The organism is Chitinophaga sp. RCC_12, from assembly GCF_041360695.1.
Lineage (GTDB): Bacteria > Bacteroidota > Bacteroidia > Chitinophagales > Chitinophagaceae > Chitinophaga.
Genome location: NZ_JBFUPS010000001.1, coordinates 13,484 through 35,575, shown reverse-complemented (window position 1 = coordinate 35,575; position 22,092 = coordinate 13,484). Strand labels below are relative to the sequence as shown.

Here is a 22,092-nt window from a genome sequence, read left to right as displayed (position 1 = left end):
GAATGCTTGTTTTAGGTGTAAACCTTTTCCTCTCCTTATTTTTGCGTACTTATCGCGGTATTGTAAGATTTACAAGCCTCACGGATATTGGCCGCATAGCAGGATTGAATATTGTGAGTTGCCTCATCCTTTTCACCATTGGCTATAGTCATGTGATGGATCAGCAACAGAACCTCTTTCCCATTTCAGTAATCCTGATTAATTTCTTTATCAGCTCCTTCTGTTTATTATCTTATCGCCTGCTGGTAAAGTGGACGTTTAAGTACTACAACAATTTCAGGAGCCAAAGCCGGACGCGCGCCGCTATTTATTATACCGGGCATACCAGTCTTATGCTGCGCAAGGCCATCAGCGACAACCCTGAATCGGATGTGAGGATAACGGCGTTCCTGGCCGATACCAATGCCCATGCTGGCAAATCAATTGAAGGGCTGCCAGTGTATGCTTCCCGTAAGGGACAACTCTTTAAGATGGTAAAAGAGGGCAAAATTTCGTTGTTGCTCATTCCTGATGATCACCTGGATGCAGCGCATCTGAATGAACTCGTAGAAGAATGTATTGCATTGAATATAAGAGTGCAAAAAATTATTCCCGTGAGTCAGTGGACAGAAGGTTCTAACAATAACAGTATTCAATTGAAAGACATCAACATTGAAGATCTGCTTGATAGATCTGTTATCAGCATTAAAAATCAACAGCTCAGCAAAGAGCTGAAAGGTAAAAGCATTTTGGTAACGGGGGCTGCCGGTTCTATTGGCAGTGAGATAGTAAGACAACTGGTGAGTTATGAACCCTCTGTGATTGTGTTATGCGATAAGGCGGAATCCCCGCTCCATGAGCTGGAGCTGGAAATGTCAGAAAAAGCAGTGAGCGTACCCATCATCCCATTCATCGGAGATGTATGTGATAAGGTGCGTATGCAACAACTGTTTGAAATTTATGCTCCTTCCATCGTGTATCACGCAGCAGCATATAAACATGTTCCGATGATGGAAAAAAATCCATCCGTGGCAGTGATGAACAATGTACTGGGAACAAAAATTGTGGCGGAGTTATCAGTAGAGTATGGTGCAGAGAAATTTGTAATGGTATCTACCGATAAGGCGGTGAACCCTACTAATGTAATGGGAGCTTCCAAAAGAATTGCGGAAATCTTCTCCCAATCCTTTAATAACCACCTGAACGAAAAATACCAGAAACTGGGCCCGGTGTACGGCACACCACCAACACGTTTTATCACTACGCGTTTTGGTAATGTACTTGGTTCCAATGGATCTGTAATTCCACGATTTAAACAACAACTGGAAAAAGGCGGGCCGCTGACGGTTACGCATCCCGATATCACCCGGTATTTCATGACCATACCAGAGGCATGTCAACTGGTGCTGGAAGCGGGAGCAATGGGACAAGGCGGGGAAATATTTGTGTTTGATATGGGCAAACCCATGAAGATTGCAGAACTGGCCCGGAAAATGATCTGTATGACAGGTAAGGAGCCCGGAAAGGATATCCAGATCGTATACACCGGCTTACGTCCCGGGGAAAAACTCTACGAAGAACTATTGAACAATGCAGAAAATACATTGCCCACTTACCACGAAAAGATCATGATCGCCAAAGTAAGGGCATCTGATTTTACAGAAGTAAATGAGCAGATCAATCAGTTGATAGCTACAGCAAAAGAGCACTACCTGACGCCCACTGTTGCCAGGATGAAGGCGCTGGTACCAGAGTTCATCAGTAAAAACTCTGCTTACGAAGAATTAGATAAGGGAAAAATAACTACCTGATTCATCAGGGAATAATACCAAAACATATTTTTAATTAGTCTGTCTTAAAATGAGTATAATCTATCAGGGTAAACATTCGGCCCGACGTGTTCCAGCTCTGGCTGTATTGTTATTGAGTGTATTTAGCTTTTGTGTGAGTTCCTGTTCCGGACCTAAAAATATTACCTACTTCAGGGATGTTCCGGATTCTGTAAAGCGGCAACTGGTAGATATGGCGGCTTATTCCATGCCCCTCATCCAGACAGATGATATTTTGCAGGTAACTATTCAAACACTGGACCCGGCTGCTTCCACATTGCTTAACCAGCAGAACACCGCACAGTGGCCGGTGGTAGGAACCGGTAGCGCTGCAGGGCTTTCCAATGCAGGTCCGGGAGTAAGCGGATATGTAGTAGATAAGGATGGATATATTACGTTACCACTGGTAGGCAGGATCCTGGCAAAAGATAAAACAACAGACAGTGTAAGGAATGAAATAACAGGTAAAGTAAGCACCTACTATAAAGATCCGGTAGTAAATGTACGCTTCGCAAATTTTAAAGTAACCGTACTGGGGGAAGTAGCCAGGCCATCGTCCTATGTAATGCCCAATGAAAAGGTAACGATCATGGATGCAATAGGTATAGCCGGCGATCTGACCATTTATGGCAAGAGGGAAAATGTGTTGCTGATCAGGGAAACCAACGGGAAGAAAGAGTTTATACGTTTTAATCTCAATGACAGTAAGCTATTTACTTCTCCCTACCTGTTTCTGCACCAGGGAGATATTGTATATGTGGAACCAAACAAGGCTAAATCAGCCTCCACAGATATGGCACAGGTAAAACGTATTTCAATTTTAGCATCTGTACTTTCCTTGTTGATAGTAATTGCGACCAGGGTTAATTTTTAGAAAATGAGAGAAACATTTTATACTAACGGGAACGGGAAAATGCCTCCCAATGGGTTTATACCTTCAGAGGAGCCAAAGGAAAACGGTTTCGAACTGAGGCAAATTGTGGATTGGGTGTGGCACTATTGGTACTGGTTTCTCATCAGTACCCTGGTTTGTGTGTTCGGTGCCTACCTGTACCTGAGATATGCCACACCAACTTATAAAATAAGTGCGAAGATTCTCGTAAGAGACGATCAGAAGGGACCCAGCATCCCGGGAGGAGAAATCCTGGAACAATTGGAAATATTTGACAGCAAAAGTAATGTGGATAATGAAGCTGAAATCCTCAAATCCCGCAGCCTGATGGAACGGGTGGTAAAGGATATGCAGCTGAATGTTGAATATTATGTGGAAGGAAGGGTAAAGAAAAGCGAACAATTCAATAATGTTCCCTTTGCATTTCATTGGATCACGCTCCGGGATACGCTTAACAAAGAAGTAAATTATTCGCTGATCCCCGAATCAGAAACCGCTTTCCGGATCACCAGGGAAGATGGCCAGGCAAGGAAACTGAAATGGAACGATACTTTACATACCCGGGAAGGAATCTTACAGGTAACAAGAATGGCGTCTGTACCGCTGAATGAAGATGCATACCTTGTTAAAATCCGTTCGGTAGACAAAACAGTGGCCGATTACCAGAAGGTATTAAATGTGAGTGTGGCCAATAAGCAGGTAAGTACGGTAGATCTCAGCATTACCAGCTCCGTTCCCGGTAAAGGAGAAAAGATCCTGGATAAACTGATTGACGTATACCTGCATAACAGCGTGGAGGACAAAAACAGGATAGTAGACAGTACGATTGCTTTTGTGGATAACCGCCTGTCGGTGGTAAGCCGCGAGCTAAGCGGGGTGGAGAAAGACATCCAGGAATTTAAACAAACGAATGAACTGGCAGATCTGACGGAACAATCCAAATTATTATTCTCCAATACCAATGATTTTGCCAAGCAACTGATAGATCAGCAGGTACGCCTGAATATAATAGAATCACTGAACCAGTATGTGCAGGACGACAAGAACAATAAACGTATTGTACCTTCTGCCCTGGTAATGGAAGATCCTACCTTTGCCTCACTGGTAGAAAAGTATAACAACCTGCAGCTGGAAAGGGAGCGGATGTTGCTGTCGAGTACCGAATCAAACCCGATGATCCGTAATATAGATCAGCAATTAAGCGGATTACGGACAGATCTGAGCAGCAACCTGTCGTCCTTTAAACGTAATGTGGAGGTAAGTATCCGGGAGCTGAAGAGGAACGCAGATGCCGCCAACCAGCAGATCCGCCAGGTGCCGGCAAAGGAAAGAGTATTCCTGGATTACTCCAGGCAACAGGCGCTGAAACAGGAACTGTACCTGTTTCTGCTGAAGAAACGCGAGGAATCGGCTATTTCAAAGGCATCCAACCTGGCCATTGCCCAGGTAGTAGACCCCGCAAAGAGCGACGCCTTGCCGTTTTCACCGAAAAAGCTCCTTATATTTGCGCTGGGTTTAATATTAGGCGCCGGTCTTCCTGCCTTGATATTATACCTGAAAGAAATGCTCAGCAGGCGTATCCGCTCCAGGGGAGATATTACCAATAACACACCGGTGCCTATCTTATCAGAGATCGGACACAGTGATAAACACGAAGCTGTGATCAGTAACAATACAAGAACCCCGCTGGCAGAACAGTTCCGGGCGTTACGCACTAACCTGCAGTTTGTATTGTCCGGCGCGAACGACAAAGTGATCCTGCTTACCTCCAGTATGAGTGGCGAAGGCAAGTCCTTTGTTGCCACCAACCTGGCAACTATGCTGGCCCTCTCCGGCAAAAAAGTGGTCCTGATGGAAATGGATCTGAGAAAACCCAAAATATCCACCATGCTGGGACTCAGTAACCAGGCAGGATTCAGCACTTATGCTATCGGAAAATCACTGATGGATGTTATTATCCAGCCATCAGGGTTACATGAAGGCCTTTATGTTATACCTTCCGGCCCGATACCCCCAAATCCCGCAGAATTAATGCTGCTGGATAAAACAGAATCGCTTTTCAAGGAGCTGAAAGAAAACTTTGACTATATTGTTGTTGATACCGCCCCGATAGGCATGGTAACTGATGCACAGTTGCTGGCCAAATGGGCAGATGCCACCCTCTACCTGGTCCGGCAGGGCTATACTTTCAAAGATCAGCTCCAGATCAGCAGGGAATTATATCTTCATAGAAAAATGCCTAAACTTAATCTCATTATCAATGACGTTAAAAGCGGCAGCACCTATGGTTATGGCTACGGATACGGGTATGGCTATGGCTACGGATATGAGGAAGAAAACAAAAAAGGCATCTTTAAAAGAATAGGAAAATCTATTTCACGAAGCTAATAAACAAGGACATAAACAGTAATTAAATTGGATATGAACAATAATGCTCCATCCGTAAAGGATGCCAGGATAGCCCTAATAGGACTAGGTTACGTAGGATTACCGCTGGCGGTTGAATTTTCAAAGAAGTACAAAACTATAGGCTTCGATATCAACAGCAGCCGGGTAAAGGAACTCAACGAAGGAACAGACAGAACACTGGAAGTTACCTCAGCAGATCTGAAAAATGTACTTACTGCAGACAACAATGCTCCGGCCGGACTTTACTGTTCCAGTACCCTGGAGGATATCCGCAGCTGCAATTATTATATCATTACAGTACCCACCCCGGTAGACAAATATAACAGGCCGGATCTCACCCCCTTGTATAAAGCAAGTGAAACAGTGGGTAAGGTGCTGAAGAAAGGAGATATCGTAGTGTATGAGTCCACCGTATATCCAGGTGTAACGGAAGATGAATGTGTTCCGGTGCTGGAAAAGGTATCCGGACTTAAATTCAACGTTGACTTTTTTGCAGGATACTCACCTGAACGTATCAATCCCGGAGATAAAGAACATACGGTTGCTAAAATAAAGAAAGTTACTTCAGGCTCAACCCCTGAAATAGCAGATAAGGTAGACCAGCTATATAACTCCGTTATCACTGCCGGTACGCATAAAGCTACCTGTATTAAAGTAGCGGAAGCAGCCAAGGTAATCGAAAATGCACAGCGCGATATCAACATCGCATTTGTAAATGAACTTGCAAAAATATTTAACCGTTTAGGCATCGATACCGACGATGTACTGAAAGCTGCCGGCACCAAATGGAACTTCCTGAACTTCAAACCCGGATTGGTAGGCGGCCACTGTATCGGTGTAGATCCTTACTATCTGGCGCAAAAGGCACAGGAAGTAGGTTACCATCCGGAAATTATCCTGGCTGGCCGTCGCCTGAACGACGGAATGGGAGAATATGTGGCGCATGAAGTGGTAAAACTGATGGTAAAGAAAGACATCGCTGTCAGAAATTCCAACATCCTTGTACTTGGTATCACCTTCAAGGAAAACTGCCCGGATGTTCGCAATACAAAAGTGGTTGATATCCTGCAAACACTTAAAGGCTACGATACCAATATCACCATTTATGATCCGTGGGCAAACCCGGCAGAAGTGGCACATGAATACGGATGGGAGTCTGTTACAGAACTGAAAAATTTACAACAATTTGATGCGGTGATCCTTGCTGTATCCCACGACGATTTCAAAACACTGGATCTGGGTAAGCTTTGCAAGGAAAATAAAGTGATCTATGATGTGAAAGGGGTATTGAATGTAAACAGCATTGATGCCAGATTGTAATAACCGTCAATGGCGGTTCGGCAATGCCTGCCGCCATTGTACATACATTATATTCATCAGGCAGGAATTTTATCATTAAAGCAGAAAAGATAGTATTTACGAGATGATCAGTAATAGTAAAATATTAGTAACAGGGGGAGCAGGTTTTATCGGTTCCAATCTGATTGACCAGCTACTGGCACAGAACAACACCGTGATCTGTTTGGACAACTTCGCTACCGGGAAAAAAACTAACCTGGAACCTGCGGAGCAACAGCCCGGTTTTACACTCCTGGAGGGCGATATCCGCGATTATGAAACCTGCGTAAAAGCAGCGGAAGGTTGCGAATTCGTTTTTCACCAGGCAGCCCTGGGCTCTGTACCCCGTTCTATCATTGATCCCATGACTACCACAGATGTAAATATCGGTGGTTTTGTAAAAGTGCTCCATGCAGCAAAGGAAGCGGGTGTTAAACGGGTGGTATATGCCGCCAGTTCCTCTACTTATGGTGATCATCCTGATTTACCAAAAGTGGAACATAAAATTGGAAATGCACTGTCGCCCTATGCCATCACAAAATATGTAGACGAGTTATTTGCAAAAAATTTCTCCGATATCTATGGTATTGAAACAATAGGTTTGCGGTACTTTAATGTATTCGGCAGAAGGCAAGACCCCAACGGGGCCTACGCTGCAGTGATACCCAAGTTTGTTTCTTCCCTGATCAACGGGGAGCAGATCGTTATCAATGGCGATGGCTCCTATTCAAGGGATTTTACTTACATAGATAACGTAATACAGGCGAACCTGCTGGCGGCCGCTAAACCATCTGCGGCATTGAAACAGGATCTGGCACGGTATTACGAAGGGATAGGCGAATCATATACCGCTGGTAAAGCAATATCAGAAGTGTTTAATGTAGCATTTGGCGAAAGAACCACTTTACTGGAACTGGCACAGATTTTAAAAGATAACCTGTCTGCTTTTGACCCGGCTATCAGCCAGGCGGAGTTTAAACACGGAAGTAATAGGAACGGGGATATTCCTCATTCGCTGGCTTCTATAAACAAGGCAGGAACAGTTCTTGGATACCGTCCGGAATTTTCTGTGCGCGATGGACTGAAACTGGCTTGTAACTGGTACTGGGACAGCCGTCAGTAAGAAGAAGTATAATATTATTGTATAACCATATTTTTGAGTAATAGGAGAACCAGGAAGATTATCAGTTTTTGCGCTTCCTGATTCATTCTGTTGATACCATGTCTTTATTGAAACCATCATCGCCACTTCTCCCGGAGTGTGCCGGTGATGCGGTACACCAACAGAAATCCTTTCCATATTTTAAGTAAAAACTACGTACCGTATTCTTTTTTAATGACAGCACTTAGATATAAAGTACTTACAGGTACTTTTTGGTCAATGTTCGGACAAGTTGCTTACGTAGGAGTGATGTTGATTACCAACATCATTATGTCCAGGATATTATCCCCTTATGAATTCGGGCAGGTGGGTATTGTGATGTTCTTTATCGTGATCGCAAATGTGCTCACGGAAAGCGGATTAAGCGGCGCGCTGGTAAGAAAAAGTGATGCCAGTGAAACAGATTTTTCAACGGTATTCATCTTTAATCTTGTTGTAAGCGTAGCGCTTTGCTTATTGCTGATCCTGTTTGCAGGAACCATTGCTGCTTTTTATAAAGATCCGTCATTGAAACGCATATTAATGGTACTGAGCACTGTACTGGTTATTAATGCGTTTCAAATGGTACAGAACGCAAAACTGGTTAAAGAACTTTCCTTCAAAAGAAAGTCAGTTTTCAATTTTGTTGCCATTGCACTGGCTTCGGTCATAGGTATTATTGCAGCATGGAAGGGGGCCGGTGTATGGGCTATGGTATTAATCCAGATCCTTTCTTCCCTCTTCCTGACCATACTGTTATGGTACTATGAAGGACCGGTACGCAAATGGATCTTTAGCAGGGCGTCGTTTAAGGATTTATATGCTTATGGCGTAAATACCACGCTGGCATCTATTCTCAACACCGCCTTTGATAATATTTACCAGATAATAATAGGAAAGTATTTTTCAATTATGCAGGTCGGATTATACTACCAGGCAAAAAAATTACAGGATGTTCCCGGTAACGTGTTAAACTTAACCATACAGGGAGCCCTGTTTTCTTCTTTATCACAATTACAGAATGATAAGGAACAGTTTTCCCGTGCCTATAATAAAATCATCCTGTTGTTTACCGTGCTCATGGGATTAATAACATCAGTTACCTTCCTTTTTTCAAAGGAAATAATTGTATTCCTGTTTGGGGCTAAATGGTCAGACTCTACTTATTTCATCCAGATGCTGACACTGGGCTCCTTCTTTTTTCTCCAGGAAACCATGAACCGGAATATTTTCAAGGTGTTTAACAGAACCAGGACCATACTGCATCTTGAACTTGTTAAAAAGGCGATACTCTGCGTCAGCCTTGTGATAGGAGTGTTTTACCGGGACCTGCATATTATGCTCGTGGGCTTTGTTATTACATCAGCTATCAGTTACCTGATCAACTTCTACTATTCCCGTAAAATACTTGGAAGTGTTTCGGCGTATGAACTGATCGTAGTGGCAAAGATCATTGTGATAGCCGCCTTTAATACACTCGCCTGGGGCCTGCTGTTTAACTACATAAACCTGAAAGGACCGCTGTTGTTGCTTTTAACACCGGTGTTTGCGGTTACTTACTTTGTGCTGCTCCGTGTTTTCAGGGTGTCCGATATTGTCAAGGAGGGTAAACAGGTATTGACGATATATAAAACAAAAAAATAACAGCAATGGCTATAGGTATTTATTTGGATAATCATAAAGATTGTAATAAATGATTGTTGAAATCATCCTGTTACTGGTATCAATTGTTATATACATGTTTGCACCCGGTGTGTATTCATACGACTATTGCGTGCTTACATTCGTGGTATTCCTGGTTTCATCGCTTTGGGTGATCCGGAAGCGGTCCAATGGAAATTATTTCAATTTTCACGTGCTGTTCCTGATCAGCTACTTTTTTGTGAATTTTGTATACCCTGTCTTTTTATTTCCTGTAGATAAGTATTATTTCCCTGTATTTAATTACGATTTTAACGAGAACCTGATCTCTAAGTCTACCGCGCTCGCTATGCTGGGATCAAGTGCCTACACACTTGGCGCGGCCATGTTGAGAATAAAATCAGATTATACGTTTGAAGCGAACTACCGCCCAATGCAGTTTGCCCGGTTTACCGGGATTCTGAAACTGCTCACATATGCCTTTTTTGGTTTGTTCCTGGCTTTTGTGGGGCGCGACTTCTTCTCCGGTATCTTCAACTCCGGCACCTCCAGTTCCAATTATTTCCTCATCGGGTTTCAGTCACTGGTTGCACTAACAGTAACAGTGGTATGCTATACCGGCTATTACAGGTCTTCCGAAAAGATAACCTTCTGGAAATTCGTTGGGCAGTTCGATAAGGTTTTTTTAGGATTTATGTTCCTGTTCATATTGTTGTTCTTTTTTATCGGCGACAGGGGACCTGCGTTGCAGGTATTCCTGATCCTGGTAACGCTGTATGCCGTGTACGTAAAAAAAGTGAAGCTAAAAGTATTCCTGCTCGGAGCTTCTCTTGGCATGTTCCTCATGCTGTTTATTTCTTCCGCCCGCGTAACCAGAACATCCGGTTTTAACGACAGCAACTCCATCGGGGGATTTCTTGAGCGGGGTTCGAGCAATATGAAATTCAACTCCATTTTTGATTTGGGAATGGACCTGACGATGAACAACAGGAACCTGTATGTAGCGGTGGATTATGCCGACAAGAACGGCATCAACTATGGCAAAACCATGATCACCCAGGTAGTAGGGATCGTACCTGGTTTACAACCTGTTGTTTTGTCGGTGCTTGGGATGACGGAAGATGAGATGTCTTCAGGAAGGATTATCAATAAACTCACCATCGGCGATGATGCCACATGGGGGGTAGGAACCAACCTGATAGGAGATATTTACCTGTCGTTTGGTGTGCTGGGAGTGGTGGCATTCATGTTGTTTTTCGGATATATACATACAAGATTTCAGCAGAAGATGCTTTATTCACAGGATATTAATTATGTGATCGCTTATGTGATCTCCATGTCGTTCGCGATTTATTATCCGAGAGCATCCTATTTCTCTGCGTTCCGTAATATTTTATGGCCCATTATTTTGCTGGCCATCATCAGGTTCATGACCTATAAGCGTCAAAGGACAACAACAAAATTGATATTCCATGAAGATATTAGTTATCAATAGTAACGCGATGTTTGAAGATAGTAAGGGGCTATATATCTATAAGGAAACAGGAAAATTTCTGAATGAATTGAATCATGTTTTCCAGATAGAGAACTTTCATTATAAGCGTCCTTTCAACGGGAATGACGCCATGGCCAATTACAATCTGAAAGAAACGCAAATACAGTTAACGGCATTAAAGATCAGGAAAAGCAAGGTACTGTCTTATGTAGTGGCTTATACCACCGGTTTAAAACGGTTAATGAGCAATGATTTCCTTTATCTGTTTTATCCCAATAGTTTCTTTTTACTGGGATTTGCAGCAGTGATACTAAGAAAACCTTTTGGCTTGTATGTGAGAGGAGAGAAGGGGATTAGCAGCTGGCCATCCACTTTTTTATTTAAACGTGCGGCTTTTATAGCTACAGTGTCTCCGCGGTTTACCAACAATACAAAGCCGTTCTGCGACCAGTCATATACCATCAAACCCATGATGGGGTTTGGGGCCGGGGATATCGTAACGGACAGAACTTATGAAGCAAAGCCGGTACTGCGGTTTCTGTTTATAGGAAGGGTGGAGCGCGACAAAGGTATTTACGAGCTGATAGAAGCGTTCAATAAACTACTGGAAAGCGGCATCACCAATTTTGTAGTGGATGTGGCAGGGGAAGGAGCCGATATGGAGGCCGTAAAGCAAATGCTGCAAGGCAGCGTGCTGGCTGACAAAGTAATCCTGCATGGCCCGGTATATGATAAAGACCGTATCAGGGACTTTTACCTGCAGGCAGATGTATTCCTGCTGCCCACGCATCATGAAGGATTCCCGAGGGTACTCTATGAAGCGATGATCTTTGGTACACCTATCATTACCACGTTTGTAGGGAGTATTTCATACGTGATGAAAGATCAGGAGAACTGTTATGAAATACAGCCTAAAAACGGCGCAGATCTGTATGCGAAGATGTTGCCCTTTTTTAATAATTATAAAAAACACGCACAGGTGGCGGTAAACGGCACCGCTACCATAAAAAGATATCTGGAGGAGAATAGCAAATCCCACCTGGATATTGTTTTGGACGAAGTAAAAATGATTAGTAATGGCAAGGCTTAGCGGTTTTTGGAATAACAGGATAAGTGGCGTGGGAGGACTGGTAATGTTGGTGGCTTCCCGCTGTGTTGAGCAGTTCAAAGATAAGCTGGGTGGCGTCCTGGTACAAAAGAACCTTGGCAGCGTTGGAAAAGGAGTTACTATTCTCAGGGGATTCAAATACAGAAATCCCGGCAATATTTCCCTGGGAAACAATGTAACAATAGGTATGAATGTCATCTTCTCCTCAGAAATACCTGCAGGACAAATCAGACTGGATGATCACGTGGTGATTGGCCGGAATTGCAGGATCGATTTTAGCGGGGACATACATATAGGAGAAGGTACTTTATTATCAGAAGGTGTTATCATCCAATCTCATGATCATGGATTGGATCCCAGGAGTAAACCGGAGGGGAAGAAACTGGTGATCGGGAAAAATGTGTGGGTGGGACTGAATGCCATGATCCTGTCGAATGTTTATGAAATAGGAGATAATGTAGTGATTGCCGCCGGTGCTATCGTAACAAAACCCGTTCCCGGCAATAGCATTGTGGGGGGCGCGCCGGCTAAATTAATCAAACATAAAACAGCAGTTGAATAGTATGGTGAATCAGGCGAAAATAAGTGTAATCATTCCGTTTTATACGAATGTTGACTGGCTGGCTCAGGCGATTGACAGTGTATTGGCCCAAACTTATCCGCATTATGAAATACTGGTCATCAATGATGGATCACCGGAAGATGATACCTATTTTTTGATGCAGTATGAAACTAAGATCAAATACATAAAAACAAAGAATGCAGGCCCTGCCAGCGCCAGGAACCTGGGCATAGAAATGGCAGAGGGAGAATATATCGCATTCCTGGATTCAGATGATCTTTGGATGCCGGAGAAGCTGGAAGTGCAGCTGAATGCCATGATTGCGGAGAACGCAGTGTGGTCGCATACCAGCTATACATCGTTTTACGATGGCAGTGAAGCCGATTATAAACTGGTAGACATTTCTGACTTCAGCGGCGAAGTATTTAAGAGGGGTTTACTTTCTACGCCCATTGCCACTCCTTGTGTGATGATCCGGGCAAAATACCTGAAAGAGAACCCCGCATGCAGATTTTCAAATGTTATGAGACACGGACAGGACTGGTATTTGTGGATCATGATGGCAAGATTGTTTCCGTTGCTGGCTATTCCTGCATCTCTTACCAGGGTGCGGCTGAGAGGCGCCAATGCAGCGCTGCGGGCCAGGGTACAGATAAAGTCCAAGGCGCAGCTCTGGACGCTCTTTAATAATAACAACGCTATTAAACCGGAATTGCAAACGCTAAAGCCGGGCGTAAGGTTCAGTTATAAATTTTGTAAGGCAGGCAGCTCGCTGATTGATTTTACAGAGAAATATTTTATTAAGAACAGGAAAACACTGGAATTTATGTCAAAGGTAGTTTACCTGACGCCCTATTTGATTTTAAAAATGTATTCATTAAACTATAAGAACTGATATGTTTAAAGATAAGGTATTACTGATCACAGGTGGAACAGGTTCATTCGGAAACGCTGTTCTGAATAAGTTTCTTCATACGGATCATTTCAGGGAGATCCGGATTTTTAGCCGGGATGAGAAGAAACAGGACGATATGCGCAACCAGTTGAAAAACGGGAAGCTCAAGTTTTATATCGGCGATGTGCGGGATTATAACAGCATCGAAAAGGCCATGCGCGGCGTTGACTACGTATTTCATGCGGCGGCGCTGAAACAGGTGCCTTCCTGCGAGTTCTTTCCGATAGAAGCCACCAAAACAAACGTGTTTGGAACGCAGAACGCTATCGATGCGGCAGTAGCAAATAATGTATCGAAGATTATTTGTCTTAGTACAGATAAGGCTGCTTATCCCATTAATGCCATGGGTATTTCAAAGGCCCTGATGGAAAAGGTAGCCATTGCAGCTTCCCGCAATATTCCCGAAAACGCCACCAGGGTATGTCTTACCCGCTACGGTAACGTAATGGGGTCCAGGGGCTCTGTTATTCCTTTGTTTCTTAAACAGATCAGAAACGGTGAAAGTTTAACGATCACAGATCCGAATATGACCCGTTTCCTCATGTCGCTGGAAGAAGCAGTGGACCTGGTATTGTTTGCTTTTGAAAACGGTAACCAGGGCGATCTCTTTGTAAATAAAGCGCCGGCTGGTACCATTGGTGACCTGGCAGCTGCTTTAAAAGAATTATGCCATGCGGACAACGAAATAAAAATAATAGGTACCCGTCATGGTGAAAAATTATATGAAACCCTTTGCACCCGCGAAGAAATGGTGAAGGCAGAGGATATGGGAGATTTCTACCGTATTCCTGCTGATAACAGGAACCTGAACTACAGCCAGTATTTCTCCGAAGGAGAAGTGAATGTAGCCACTGTAGATGATTATCATTCCCATAATGCGGAACAACTGGATGTGGAGGCTATGAAGAAGCTGTTGGCGAAACAACCGCTCGTGAAGGCGGAACTGATGAACAGCAAGGAAGCCGTGGCCAATATAGCATCATAGGAGAGAAACACGAACGTTCAATATTAAAAAGCAAAGGAATGATCCACTTGCCATTATATCCGCTGGTTGCCTTTAGTCTGGTTTTTGCATCTCCGGATGTAAATTCCGCCGTTGATAGCCATTGCCGGGAAACAGCAATATATAGTGTGGGTACTGCACCAGGTACACCGGATCAATCCGCCGCTTTTAATATAAAAGATGCTTTGCCACCGGGCTATGTGAAAGATGGTTCTGTCGATTATACGGATGTAATACAAAAGGCCATTGATACGCATGATGTAATCATCTTCCCTGGTTTTCCGGTATTGGTAAATGATAAGGGCCTGATCATTGGCAGCAATAAGCATATTACTTTTGAGAGTGGGGCGAAAATTATGTTAAAGCCAACCACCGCTGGGTCGTATGCGATATTAAGGATGCGTGATGTGAGTAATGTTACCATTGTAAATCCGGTGATCTATGGCGACCGGAAGCAGCATCTCGGAACAGGCGGTCAATGGGGTGCAGGAATTGGCATTTATTCGGGCAATAATATTACTATCAAAAACCCAAAGGTATACGATTGCTGGGGAGATGGTATTTATATCGGGGAAGATATGAAACTGGGTAGGGAAAGCCGGGACATTCTGATTTCCGGCGCCTATTGCAGGAATAACCGGAGAAACGGCATTTCTGTGGTGAGTGTGGACGGTCTTCAGCTGATATCGCCCTATGCGGGATATACGAACGGCCAATCTCCTATGTGCGGTATCGACGTAGAGCCTAACAATGCAAAAAATGTACTAAAGCGCATCCGTATCACAGATGCGGTAACGGAAAAAAACGAAAGCTATGGTATCCTGATGAACATTACCCGCTTATATGGCGGGGGGAACAACCTGGTAGATGTAACCGTGCAAAACCATAATGATAATTATTCCGCCGGAGGGCTAAGGGTGGTTGCCTATCGGCTGCAGCCTGGCAACGGCGGTAATCTTGGTGGGAATATCTCGGTTATTAATCCACACTGGAACAGCAACTCAAAAAGAGCCCTTGACGCCATGGGTGTATATGAAAAGAACCTGAAGCTGAATTTCTCCGGTGTTAAAATATCCTCCGCCAACAGGAGGGTATTGGATTCCAGTCAGACCCGGAACTTAATCATCAACTCCGTTAGTAAAAAAACGGACCTTCAGTTTGTACATTAGTAATAAACAGGAAACAATAACATTGAATGAAAGAAGTAACACTCATAAAAGGAGCATCCTTCACTGATCACAGGGGAACGCTGAAATTTGTCAATGATTTCTCTTTCCCGGACGTAAAAAGGTTTTACCAGATGTTACATCATGATATCTCTGTTGTACGCGCATGGCAGGGGCACCGGGTGGAGCAGAAATATTTTTACGTGGTAAAAGGAGCTTTTGTACTGGCATGGGTGAAAATAGACGATTGGGACAAACCCTCTCCCGGACTGAAGGCAGACCATGTGATATTAAATGAAGATGAGCCGGTAGTATTGAGTGTGCCCGCCGGATATGCCAATGGTATCAAGGCACTTATACCCGGATCGGTGCTGATGGTTTACAGTGATCTGACCCTGGAGGAATCGGCTGCCGACAGGTGGTCATTCCCGGAAGATCAGTGGTTCGATTGGCAGCATGCCAGGTTGTAAACAGACCGCATAACTATTATCATAAATCAAGTAGTTTATAAATGAAAAAAATTGGTATTACCGGACAGAATGGATTTGTAGGATCTTATTTGTTTAACAGGTGTTCGCTGTTAAAGGAAACATTTACATTGGTGCCGTTCGACAGATCCTTCTTTGATACCGCCGAAGCCCTGGAAAACTGGGCAGGGCAATGTGACGTTATCGTTCATCTCGCCGGCCTGAACCGGCATCCGGATCAGCAGGTGATCCATGATACCAATCTGGGTCTTGCACAGCAACTGGTAAATGCATTAAAGAAAACGGGCAATAAACCGCATGTCATCTTTTCTTCTTCCACACAGGAAGAACGGGATAATCTTTATGGAAAATCAAAGAAAGCCGGCCGCGAATTATTACAGCAATGGGCTGCTACCAGCGGAGCCAAATTTACCGGGATGGTAATCCCCAATGTATTCGGGCCATTTGGGAAACCGTTTTATAATTCCGTGGTGGCTACCTTCTGCCATCAGCTCTGTAATAATCAAATACCCAAAATAGATCAGGATGGTTTTCTGAAACTGATTTATGTAGATGAACTGGCCACGGCTATCATCCATGCAGTGGAAACCGGCAACAACGACGGCGTATATGAAGTAGCACCCACCAGTGAAATATACGTGTCTGAAATCCTGGCAAAACTGAATACCTTCAGGGAATTATACCTGGAACAAGGCGTTTTTCCTGAAATGAAAGATCAATTCACCATCCAGCTGTTTAATACATTCCGTAGTTATATAGACCATAAAAACTATTTTCCTTTCCCCCTAAAAAAACACGCAGATAACCGCGGTGTATTTGTGGAAATGATCCGCCTCGAAGTAGGAGGGCAGGTGTCTTTCTCTACCACACACCCGGGAATCACCAGGGGAAATCACTTTCATACCAGGAAAATAGAACGTTTCCTGGTGATTAAAGGGAAGGCACTTATCCAGCTGAGGAAATATAATACAGATGAAGTGCTGGATTTCGAACTGGATGGAGATACGCCTTCCTATGTAGATATGCCCGTTTGGTATACACATAATATTAAAAATACCGGTACAGAAGAACTGTACACAGTATTCTGGATCAATGAATTCTTTGATCAACAGGACCCCGATACTTATTTTGAAACGGTATAGCAACTAATTAATCATATAATTTTTATGAGCACGGTTACGAAGAAATTAAAAGTATTAACGGTAGTAGGCACCAGACCTGAGATCATACGCTTATCAAGGGTATTGGCGAAGCTGGATGAATCGGCAGCAATTGAGCATATTTTAGTGCATACCGGTCAGAACTACGACTATGAGCTGAACCAGATTTTCTTTGAAGATCTTGGTTTGCGGAAGCCGGATCATTTCCTGGAGGCCGCCGGGAAAACAGCCACCGAAACCATCGGGCAGATCCTGATTAAAATCGATCCTCTCCTGGAAACCATACAACCAGACGCCTTCCTCGTACTGGGAGATACGAACAGTTGTTTATGCGCTATACCCGCAAAAAAGAGAAAGATCCCGATCTTCCACATGGAAGCAGGTAACCGGTGCTTCGACCAGCGGGTACCCGAGGAAACAAACCGGAAAATAGTAGATCATATCAGTGATATCAATTTAACCTATTCAGATATTGCCAGGGAATATTTACTAAGGGAAGGGTTGCCGGCAGACCGTATCATTAAAACAGGCAGTCCGATGTATGAGGTGCTGCATCACTACATGCCGAAGATAAAAGCCGCTACCATCCTGGAGGAGCTGAAGCTGCAGCCTGGCCAATATTTCGTGGTGTCTGCACACCGCGAGGAGAATATCAATTCGGAACGCAACTTTAACCACCTGGTAACTTCCCTGAACAGCATTGCAGAAGTATTTAATGTGCCGGTGATTGTAAGTGCGCACCCACGCACCCGCAAAATGATAGAGGCAAAAGGAGTGACGTTTAACCCCCTGGTAAAACTCATGAAACCATACGGACTCAGTGATTATATCTCCTTACAAATGCAGGCCAAAGCGGTATTGTCGGATAGCGGCACTATCTCTGAAGAATCTTCCATCCTTAATTTCCCCGCGCTGAACCTGCGCGAAGCGCACGAAAGACCGGAAGCTATGGAAGAAGCGTCTGTTATGATGGTAGGATTGAATCCGGAAAGGATATTGCAGGGTCTTCAGCAGCTTGAATACCAGGAACGGGGTGATCGCAGGAACTTCAGGGAGGTAAGCGACTATTCCATGCCAAATGTTTCCGATAAAGTAGTCAGAATCATTATTTCTTATGTGGATTATGTGAGAAGGACTGTCTGGAAAATAAACGACTAATGAAAAAAGACAAACGGAAATTATGGGTAGTTACTGAGTTGTTTTTCCCGGAAGAAACTTCCACCGCGTATATCATGACAAAGATCAGCGAGCATTTTGCCAGGGATACGGAAGTACATGTTATATGCGGGCCGGCTGCCTATCAGAAGTCAAACCTGGTAGCCACGGAAGCGCTTAACGCTAACATAACAATTACGCGGGTGAAAACGCCCGGGCTGAATAAAGATAAATTGTTGCAACGTGCGTTGCGGATGGCATTGCTAAGTATTCAGTTAACGTATAAATTATGGAGAAAAGCCGGTAGAGGCGACAACGTGCTGATCGTAACCAATCCCGCTCCCGTAGTGCCACTGGTAACATGGGTGTGCAGGTGGAAATCCCTGAAGTGCTTTACCATTGTACATGATGTGTTTCCGGAGAACCTGGTGGCGGCAAAAATAATGAAGCCGGGAAGCTTGCCATATCGTCTGTTGAAATCAGTTTTTAACAAGGCTTATAGTAATATGGCGGTGCTATTTGTGCTCGGCAGGGATATGAAAGCGGTGTTTGAATCCAAATTGCAGGGGTATAAAAAGCAACCTGTTATAAAGATTGTAGAGAACTGGGCGGATACGGTATCTATTGCTCCAACAGCGAAAGATGAAAACCCTGTCATCAGGAAACTGGGTGTTGCCGATAAGATCATTTTCCAGTTTGCCGGTAACCTGGGCAGGGTACAAGGATTAATGGAATTATGTCATATCATCAAAGATATCCGGAATCCGTTGCTGCATTTTATATTTATAGGCGAAGGCGCCGTAAAAAAGGAAATGCTGCAGTTTATAGCAACGCATCAATTGAGTAACGTATCTATGCTGGATTCTTTCTCCAGGAGCAAACAGCAGGAGTTTCTGAACGCAACTGATGTTGGTATCGTGTCTTTACAGGAAGGAATGGCCGGATTGGGAGTACCGTCGAAGTCATATAATATTCTGGCTGCAGGCAAGCCCATATTGTTTATTGGCAATGCCAACAGCGAGATTTCACTCATGATAAATGAACACAATGTAGGGTGGACTTTTGATGTGTCTGAATCAGCGGCCCTGCTTGATTTTTTCAATGGATTATCCGTTACTGATGTAGCACAGCTTACACAGAAAGGTAAGAATGCAAGAACCCTGGCAGTTAATAAATATGCACAGGACATCATTTTGGATAAATATGTAAAACTGACAATGAGTGAAAACTGATATTCTATTGACCGGGGCATCCGGTTTTCTTGGAAAGGTGATATACGAGGTTCTTTCTTCGCAGCACCTCATTACCACTGTGGGAAGAGGACCTGCTGTAGCAAACGGCGGGCATCTGACCGCCGATTTTTCAAAGGAACTGATTACCGGCCTGCCTGATGTTGATTGTGTAATTCATTGTGCAGGGAAGGCCCATAGTGTGCCAAAAACGGAAGAGGAAAAGGAAAGCTTCTTCCAGGTAAATTATCGCGGAACAGTAAACTTGTGTCAGTCGCTGCAACAGGAAGGTAAAGTTCCCCGGTCCTTTATTTTTATCAGTACGGTGGCAGTTTACGGGAAAGAAGAAGGAGTGCTTATCAGCGAGGATGATCCGTTGGACGGCACCAGTCCGTATGCAAAGAGTAAAATTATGGCAGAAGAATACCTGCAGGAATGGGCGGCCGTTAACAACGTTAAACTGGGCATATTACGACTGCCGCTGATAGCGGGACCTACTCCTCCCGGCAACCTTCAGGCAATGATAAATGGCATCCGTACTGGTCGGTACCTGAGCATCGGTAAGGCAGATGCCCGCAAAAGCATGGTATGGGCATACGATGTGGCAATGGTTATACCTGCAGTTGCGCAAAGGGGAGGTATCTATAATCTGACCGATAGCCGGCATCCTTCCTTCAGGGAGCTGGAATATAAAATAGCCGAAGGCCTGGGTAGAAAAGCTCCGCTGACAATTCCGCTTCCACTGGCAAAACTGCTGGCTCTAGCCGGAGATGTAATGGGAGACAGATTTCCTATTAATACGGATAAATTAAAAAAAATAACAGCAACGCTGACATTTGATGACGCCAGGGCGAAATCTTCGCTTAACTGGAGGCCATCGCCGGTTGCAGAAAAAATACGATTTGTTGTATGATCTACCTTGTTTTAGCGCTGGTTTTCTTTCTTACTATTAAAGTATATTTTAAAATAGCCGCGCATTATAACATTATCGACAAACCAAACGAACGCAGTTCCCATACCACCCTTACTATCCGGGGTGGTGGTATCATCTTTGTTGTGGCCGCCCTGACAGCGCTGGTGTGGCACTTTGATGAATACTGGCTGCCCGTACTGGGTATGCTGATTATTGGTACCGTTAGTTTCCTGGATGATATCAACAGCCTTCCTAACCGCGTCCGGATGATATTCCAGGTGGCCGCCGTAACCATGATGCTGTACTACCTGCAGGTATTCGCCAACGTAAATATTTTTATGGTGGTCCTGTTGTATATCCTTGTTATAGGTATTATTAATGCCTATAACTTTATGGACGGCATCAATGGTATCACCGGCTTATACAGCCTGGTAGTACTGGCGGCGATGCAGTATGTAAATATCCGGCAACAGGCTTTTATCAGTGAAGATCTTATCTGGTTACCGGCATTGGCATGCGTTGTGTTTCTGTTCTTTAATTTCAGAAAAAAAGCAGCATGTTTCGCCGGCGATGTAGGAAGCGTTACCATTGCCTTCTGGATCGTTACCATGTTGCTGAAACTGATATTTACTACCGGCGACTGGAAGTATCTTCTGTTCCTTTCTGTATATGGGGTGGATACTATTTTAACGATCATTCACCGGTTGTCATTACGCCAGAATATTTTTAAAGCACACCGTTTGCATTTTTACCAGATACTGGCTAATGAAAGAAAAATACCACACCTGGTAGTAACGTCTTTATATGCAGCGGCCCAGTTGCTGGTTAATTTTTTTGTAATCGGCAATGCCACTAACCTGATGGTAAATATCTTAGTGGTATGTTTGCCGCTTGTGCTGGTATATGTTATTGCAAAATCAAAACTGATGCATAAAACTGTTTAACAATGGAGTCGTGTCTTATTTATGGTGCTGGTGGCCATGCAAATGTACTGGCTGATCTGGTCATGTTGTCAGGCGGATCCGTTCCCGTAATGTTCACGGATCAGGCAACAGGTGAAAGCCCCCTGATACAGGCATATCAGCCTTCACTTTTTCCGGAGGCGCCGCTTGTATTGGGGATTGGTAATAACGAAGTCCGGCGGCATTTATCTGAAAAGGTATCGCACCGTTTTACCGCTTTAGTGCATCCGGCTGCTTATGTAGCCGGCAATGCGGTGGTGGGTGAAGGCAGTGTTGTACTGGCCAATGCGGTAGTGCAGGCCAACAGTGTTATTGGAAATCACTCCATCATCAATGCCGGGGCTGTTGTGGATCACGACGCGGTGATAGGTGACTATGTTCATATTGCAGGTAATGCCTATATAGGCGGAGGCGCTGTTATTGGTAATGGCGCACTGATAGGCCAGGGTGCCGTTATAATGAGAAATACCGTTATTGCACAGGGCGATGTGGTACCACCACTAACAGTGGTAGGTGATTAATCCTGTTTTTATGCTGAATCCTTATACCACTGTGTACGCTGGAAAAAAACTGCACGGATATCAATGAAGTATTCGTTACATTAGTCATGGTGGATAATATAAATACTTTTCAACCGTTATTCCCTCAACCGGGAGAATGTACATGT

The 22,092-nt window shown here is 44.1% G+C and carries 19 protein-coding genes; all 19 read left to right on the top strand.

The window, feature by feature from the left end:
• The first annotated feature begins 2 nt into the window (after positions 1-2).
• The 19 genes from AB6805_RS00150 to AB6805_RS00060 all read left to right on the top strand — a co-directional run bounded on the left by AB6805_RS00150 (position 3) and on the right by AB6805_RS00060 (position 21,946).
• Complete coding sequence (locus tag AB6805_RS00150) at positions 3-1,790, top strand: polysaccharide biosynthesis protein (RefSeq protein WP_370907431.1); 1,788 nt, start codon at positions 3-5, stop codon at positions 1,788-1,790.
• Between the two features lie 133 nt (positions 1,791-1,923).
• Complete coding sequence (locus tag AB6805_RS00145) at positions 1,924-2,682, top strand: polysaccharide biosynthesis/export family protein (protein ID WP_370907430.1); 759 nt, start codon at positions 1,924-1,926, stop codon at positions 2,680-2,682.
• A 3-nt stretch (positions 2,683-2,685) separates the two neighbouring features.
• Positions 2,686-5,088 (top strand): GumC family protein, encoded by a 2,403-nt coding sequence (locus AB6805_RS00140; protein ID WP_370907429.1) that lies wholly within the window; start codon positions 2,686-2,688, stop codon positions 5,086-5,088.
• 33 nt (positions 5,089-5,121) lie between these two features.
• A complete protein-coding gene (locus AB6805_RS00135) occupies positions 5,122-6,429 on the top strand; it encodes a nucleotide sugar dehydrogenase (RefSeq protein WP_370907428.1) in 1,308 nt (435 codons plus the stop codon).
• A gap of 103 nt (positions 6,430-6,532) precedes the next feature.
• The gene (locus AB6805_RS00130) at positions 6,533-7,570 is read left to right on the top strand and encodes an SDR family oxidoreductase (RefSeq protein WP_370907427.1); all 1,038 of its coding nucleotides are present in this window, start codon (positions 6,533-6,535) and stop codon (positions 7,568-7,570) included.
• A gap of 147 nt (positions 7,571-7,717) precedes the next feature.
• Entirely contained in the window at positions 7,718-9,232 is a 1,515-nt protein-coding gene (locus AB6805_RS00125) for a lipopolysaccharide biosynthesis protein (RefSeq protein WP_370907426.1), read from the top strand.
• A 49-nt stretch (positions 9,233-9,281) separates the two neighbouring features.
• Positions 9,282-10,724 (top strand): O-antigen polysaccharide polymerase Wzy, encoded by a 1,443-nt coding sequence (gene wzy, locus AB6805_RS00120; protein ID WP_370907425.1) that lies wholly within the window; start codon positions 9,282-9,284, stop codon positions 10,722-10,724.
• Entirely contained in the window at positions 10,702-11,814 is a 1,113-nt protein-coding gene (locus AB6805_RS00115) for a glycosyltransferase (protein WP_370907424.1), read from the top strand. The genes wzy and AB6805_RS00115 overlap by 23 nt, the downstream gene beginning before the upstream one ends.
• Positions 11,801-12,394, top strand: a complete 594-nt coding sequence (locus AB6805_RS00110) for a DapH/DapD/GlmU-related protein (protein ID WP_370907423.1) — start codon at positions 11,801-11,803, stop codon at positions 12,392-12,394. Before AB6805_RS00115 ends, AB6805_RS00110 begins: the two co-directional genes overlap by 14 nt.
• Position 12,395: 1 nt before the next feature.
• Complete coding sequence (locus AB6805_RS00105; protein ID WP_370907422.1) at positions 12,396-13,289, top strand: glycosyltransferase family 2 protein; 894 nt, start codon at positions 12,396-12,398, stop codon at positions 13,287-13,289.
• A 1-nt stretch (position 13,290) separates the two neighbouring features.
• Entirely contained in the window at positions 13,291-14,334 is a 1,044-nt protein-coding gene (locus AB6805_RS00100) for a polysaccharide biosynthesis protein (RefSeq protein WP_370907421.1), read from the top strand.
• Between the two features lie 38 nt (positions 14,335-14,372).
• Positions 14,373-15,521: a right-handed parallel beta-helix repeat-containing protein gene (locus AB6805_RS00095; protein ID WP_370907420.1), complete on the top strand. Its 1,149-nt coding sequence runs from the start codon at positions 14,373-14,375 to the stop codon at positions 15,519-15,521.
• A 26-nt stretch (positions 15,522-15,547) separates the two neighbouring features.
• Positions 15,548-15,988, top strand: a complete 441-nt coding sequence (locus tag AB6805_RS00090; RefSeq protein WP_370907419.1) for a WxcM-like domain-containing protein — start codon at positions 15,548-15,550, stop codon at positions 15,986-15,988.
• A gap of 41 nt (positions 15,989-16,029) precedes the next feature.
• Entirely contained in the window at positions 16,030-17,148 is a 1,119-nt protein-coding gene (locus tag AB6805_RS00085; protein ID WP_370907418.1) for an NAD-dependent epimerase/dehydratase family protein, read from the top strand.
• A gap of 24 nt (positions 17,149-17,172) precedes the next feature.
• A complete protein-coding gene (gene wecB / locus AB6805_RS00080) occupies positions 17,173-18,324 on the top strand; it encodes a non-hydrolyzing UDP-N-acetylglucosamine 2-epimerase (RefSeq protein ID WP_370907417.1) in 1,152 nt (383 codons plus the stop codon).
• Positions 18,324-19,553 (top strand): glycosyltransferase family 4 protein, encoded by a 1,230-nt coding sequence (locus AB6805_RS00075; protein WP_370907416.1) that lies wholly within the window; start codon positions 18,324-18,326, stop codon positions 19,551-19,553. The genes wecB and AB6805_RS00075 overlap by 1 nt, the downstream gene beginning before the upstream one ends.
• Positions 19,543-20,463 carry an NAD-dependent epimerase/dehydratase family protein gene (locus AB6805_RS00070; protein ID WP_370907415.1) on the top strand — a complete coding sequence of 307 codons (921 nt, stop codon included), beginning with the start codon at positions 19,543-19,545 and terminating at the stop codon, positions 20,461-20,463. Before AB6805_RS00075 ends, AB6805_RS00070 begins: the two co-directional genes overlap by 11 nt.
• The gene (locus tag AB6805_RS00065; RefSeq protein ID WP_370907414.1) at positions 20,460-21,407 is read left to right on the top strand and encodes a glycosyltransferase family 4 protein; all 948 of its coding nucleotides are present in this window, start codon (positions 20,460-20,462) and stop codon (positions 21,405-21,407) included. Before AB6805_RS00070 ends, AB6805_RS00065 begins: the two co-directional genes overlap by 4 nt.
• 2 nt (positions 21,408-21,409) lie before the next feature.
• Entirely contained in the window at positions 21,410-21,946 is a 537-nt protein-coding gene (locus tag AB6805_RS00060; protein WP_370907413.1) for a hypothetical protein, read from the top strand.
• The last annotated feature ends 146 nt before the right edge of the window (positions 21,947-22,092 follow it).

Bases quoted from the DNA above. Each gene is read 5' to 3' on its own strand.
- AB6805_RS00150 (WP_370907431.1), top strand. From the start codon at position 3: ATGCTTGTTTTAGGTGTAAACCTTTTCCTCTCCTTATTTTTGCGTACT.
- AB6805_RS00140 (WP_370907429.1), top strand. From the start codon at position 2,686: ATGAGAGAAACATTTTATACTAACGGGAACGGGAAAATGCCTCCCAAT.
- AB6805_RS00135 (WP_370907428.1), top strand. From the start codon at position 5,122: ATGAACAATAATGCTCCATCCGTAAAGGATGCCAGGATAGCCCTAATA.
- AB6805_RS00130 (WP_370907427.1), top strand. From the start codon at position 6,533: ATGATCAGTAATAGTAAAATATTAGTAACAGGGGGAGCAGGTTTTATC.
- AB6805_RS00125 (WP_370907426.1), top strand. From the start codon at position 7,718: ATGCGGTACACCAACAGAAATCCTTTCCATATTTTAAGTAAAAACTAC.
- wzy (WP_370907425.1), top strand. From the start codon at position 9,282: ATGATTGTTGAAATCATCCTGTTACTGGTATCAATTGTTATATACATG.
- AB6805_RS00115 (WP_370907424.1), top strand. From the start codon at position 10,702: ATGAAGATATTAGTTATCAATAGTAACGCGATGTTTGAAGATAGTAAG.
- AB6805_RS00110 (WP_370907423.1), top strand. From the start codon at position 11,801: ATGGCAAGGCTTAGCGGTTTTTGGAATAACAGGATAAGTGGCGTGGGA.
- AB6805_RS00105 (WP_370907422.1), top strand. From the start codon at position 12,396: ATGGTGAATCAGGCGAAAATAAGTGTAATCATTCCGTTTTATACGAAT.
- AB6805_RS00100 (WP_370907421.1), top strand. From the start codon at position 13,291: ATGTTTAAAGATAAGGTATTACTGATCACAGGTGGAACAGGTTCATTC.
- AB6805_RS00095 (WP_370907420.1), top strand. From the start codon at position 14,373: ATGATCCACTTGCCATTATATCCGCTGGTTGCCTTTAGTCTGGTTTTT.
- AB6805_RS00090 (WP_370907419.1), top strand. From the start codon at position 15,548: ATGAAAGAAGTAACACTCATAAAAGGAGCATCCTTCACTGATCACAGG.
- AB6805_RS00085 (WP_370907418.1), top strand. From the start codon at position 16,030: ATGAAAAAAATTGGTATTACCGGACAGAATGGATTTGTAGGATCTTAT.
- wecB (WP_370907417.1), top strand. From the start codon at position 17,173: ATGAGCACGGTTACGAAGAAATTAAAAGTATTAACGGTAGTAGGCACC.
- AB6805_RS00075 (WP_370907416.1), top strand. From the start codon at position 18,324: ATGAAAAAAGACAAACGGAAATTATGGGTAGTTACTGAGTTGTTTTTC.
- AB6805_RS00065 (WP_370907414.1), top strand. From the start codon at position 20,460: ATGATCTACCTTGTTTTAGCGCTGGTTTTCTTTCTTACTATTAAAGTA.
- AB6805_RS00060 (WP_370907413.1), top strand. From the start codon at position 21,410: ATGGAGTCGTGTCTTATTTATGGTGCTGGTGGCCATGCAAATGTACTG.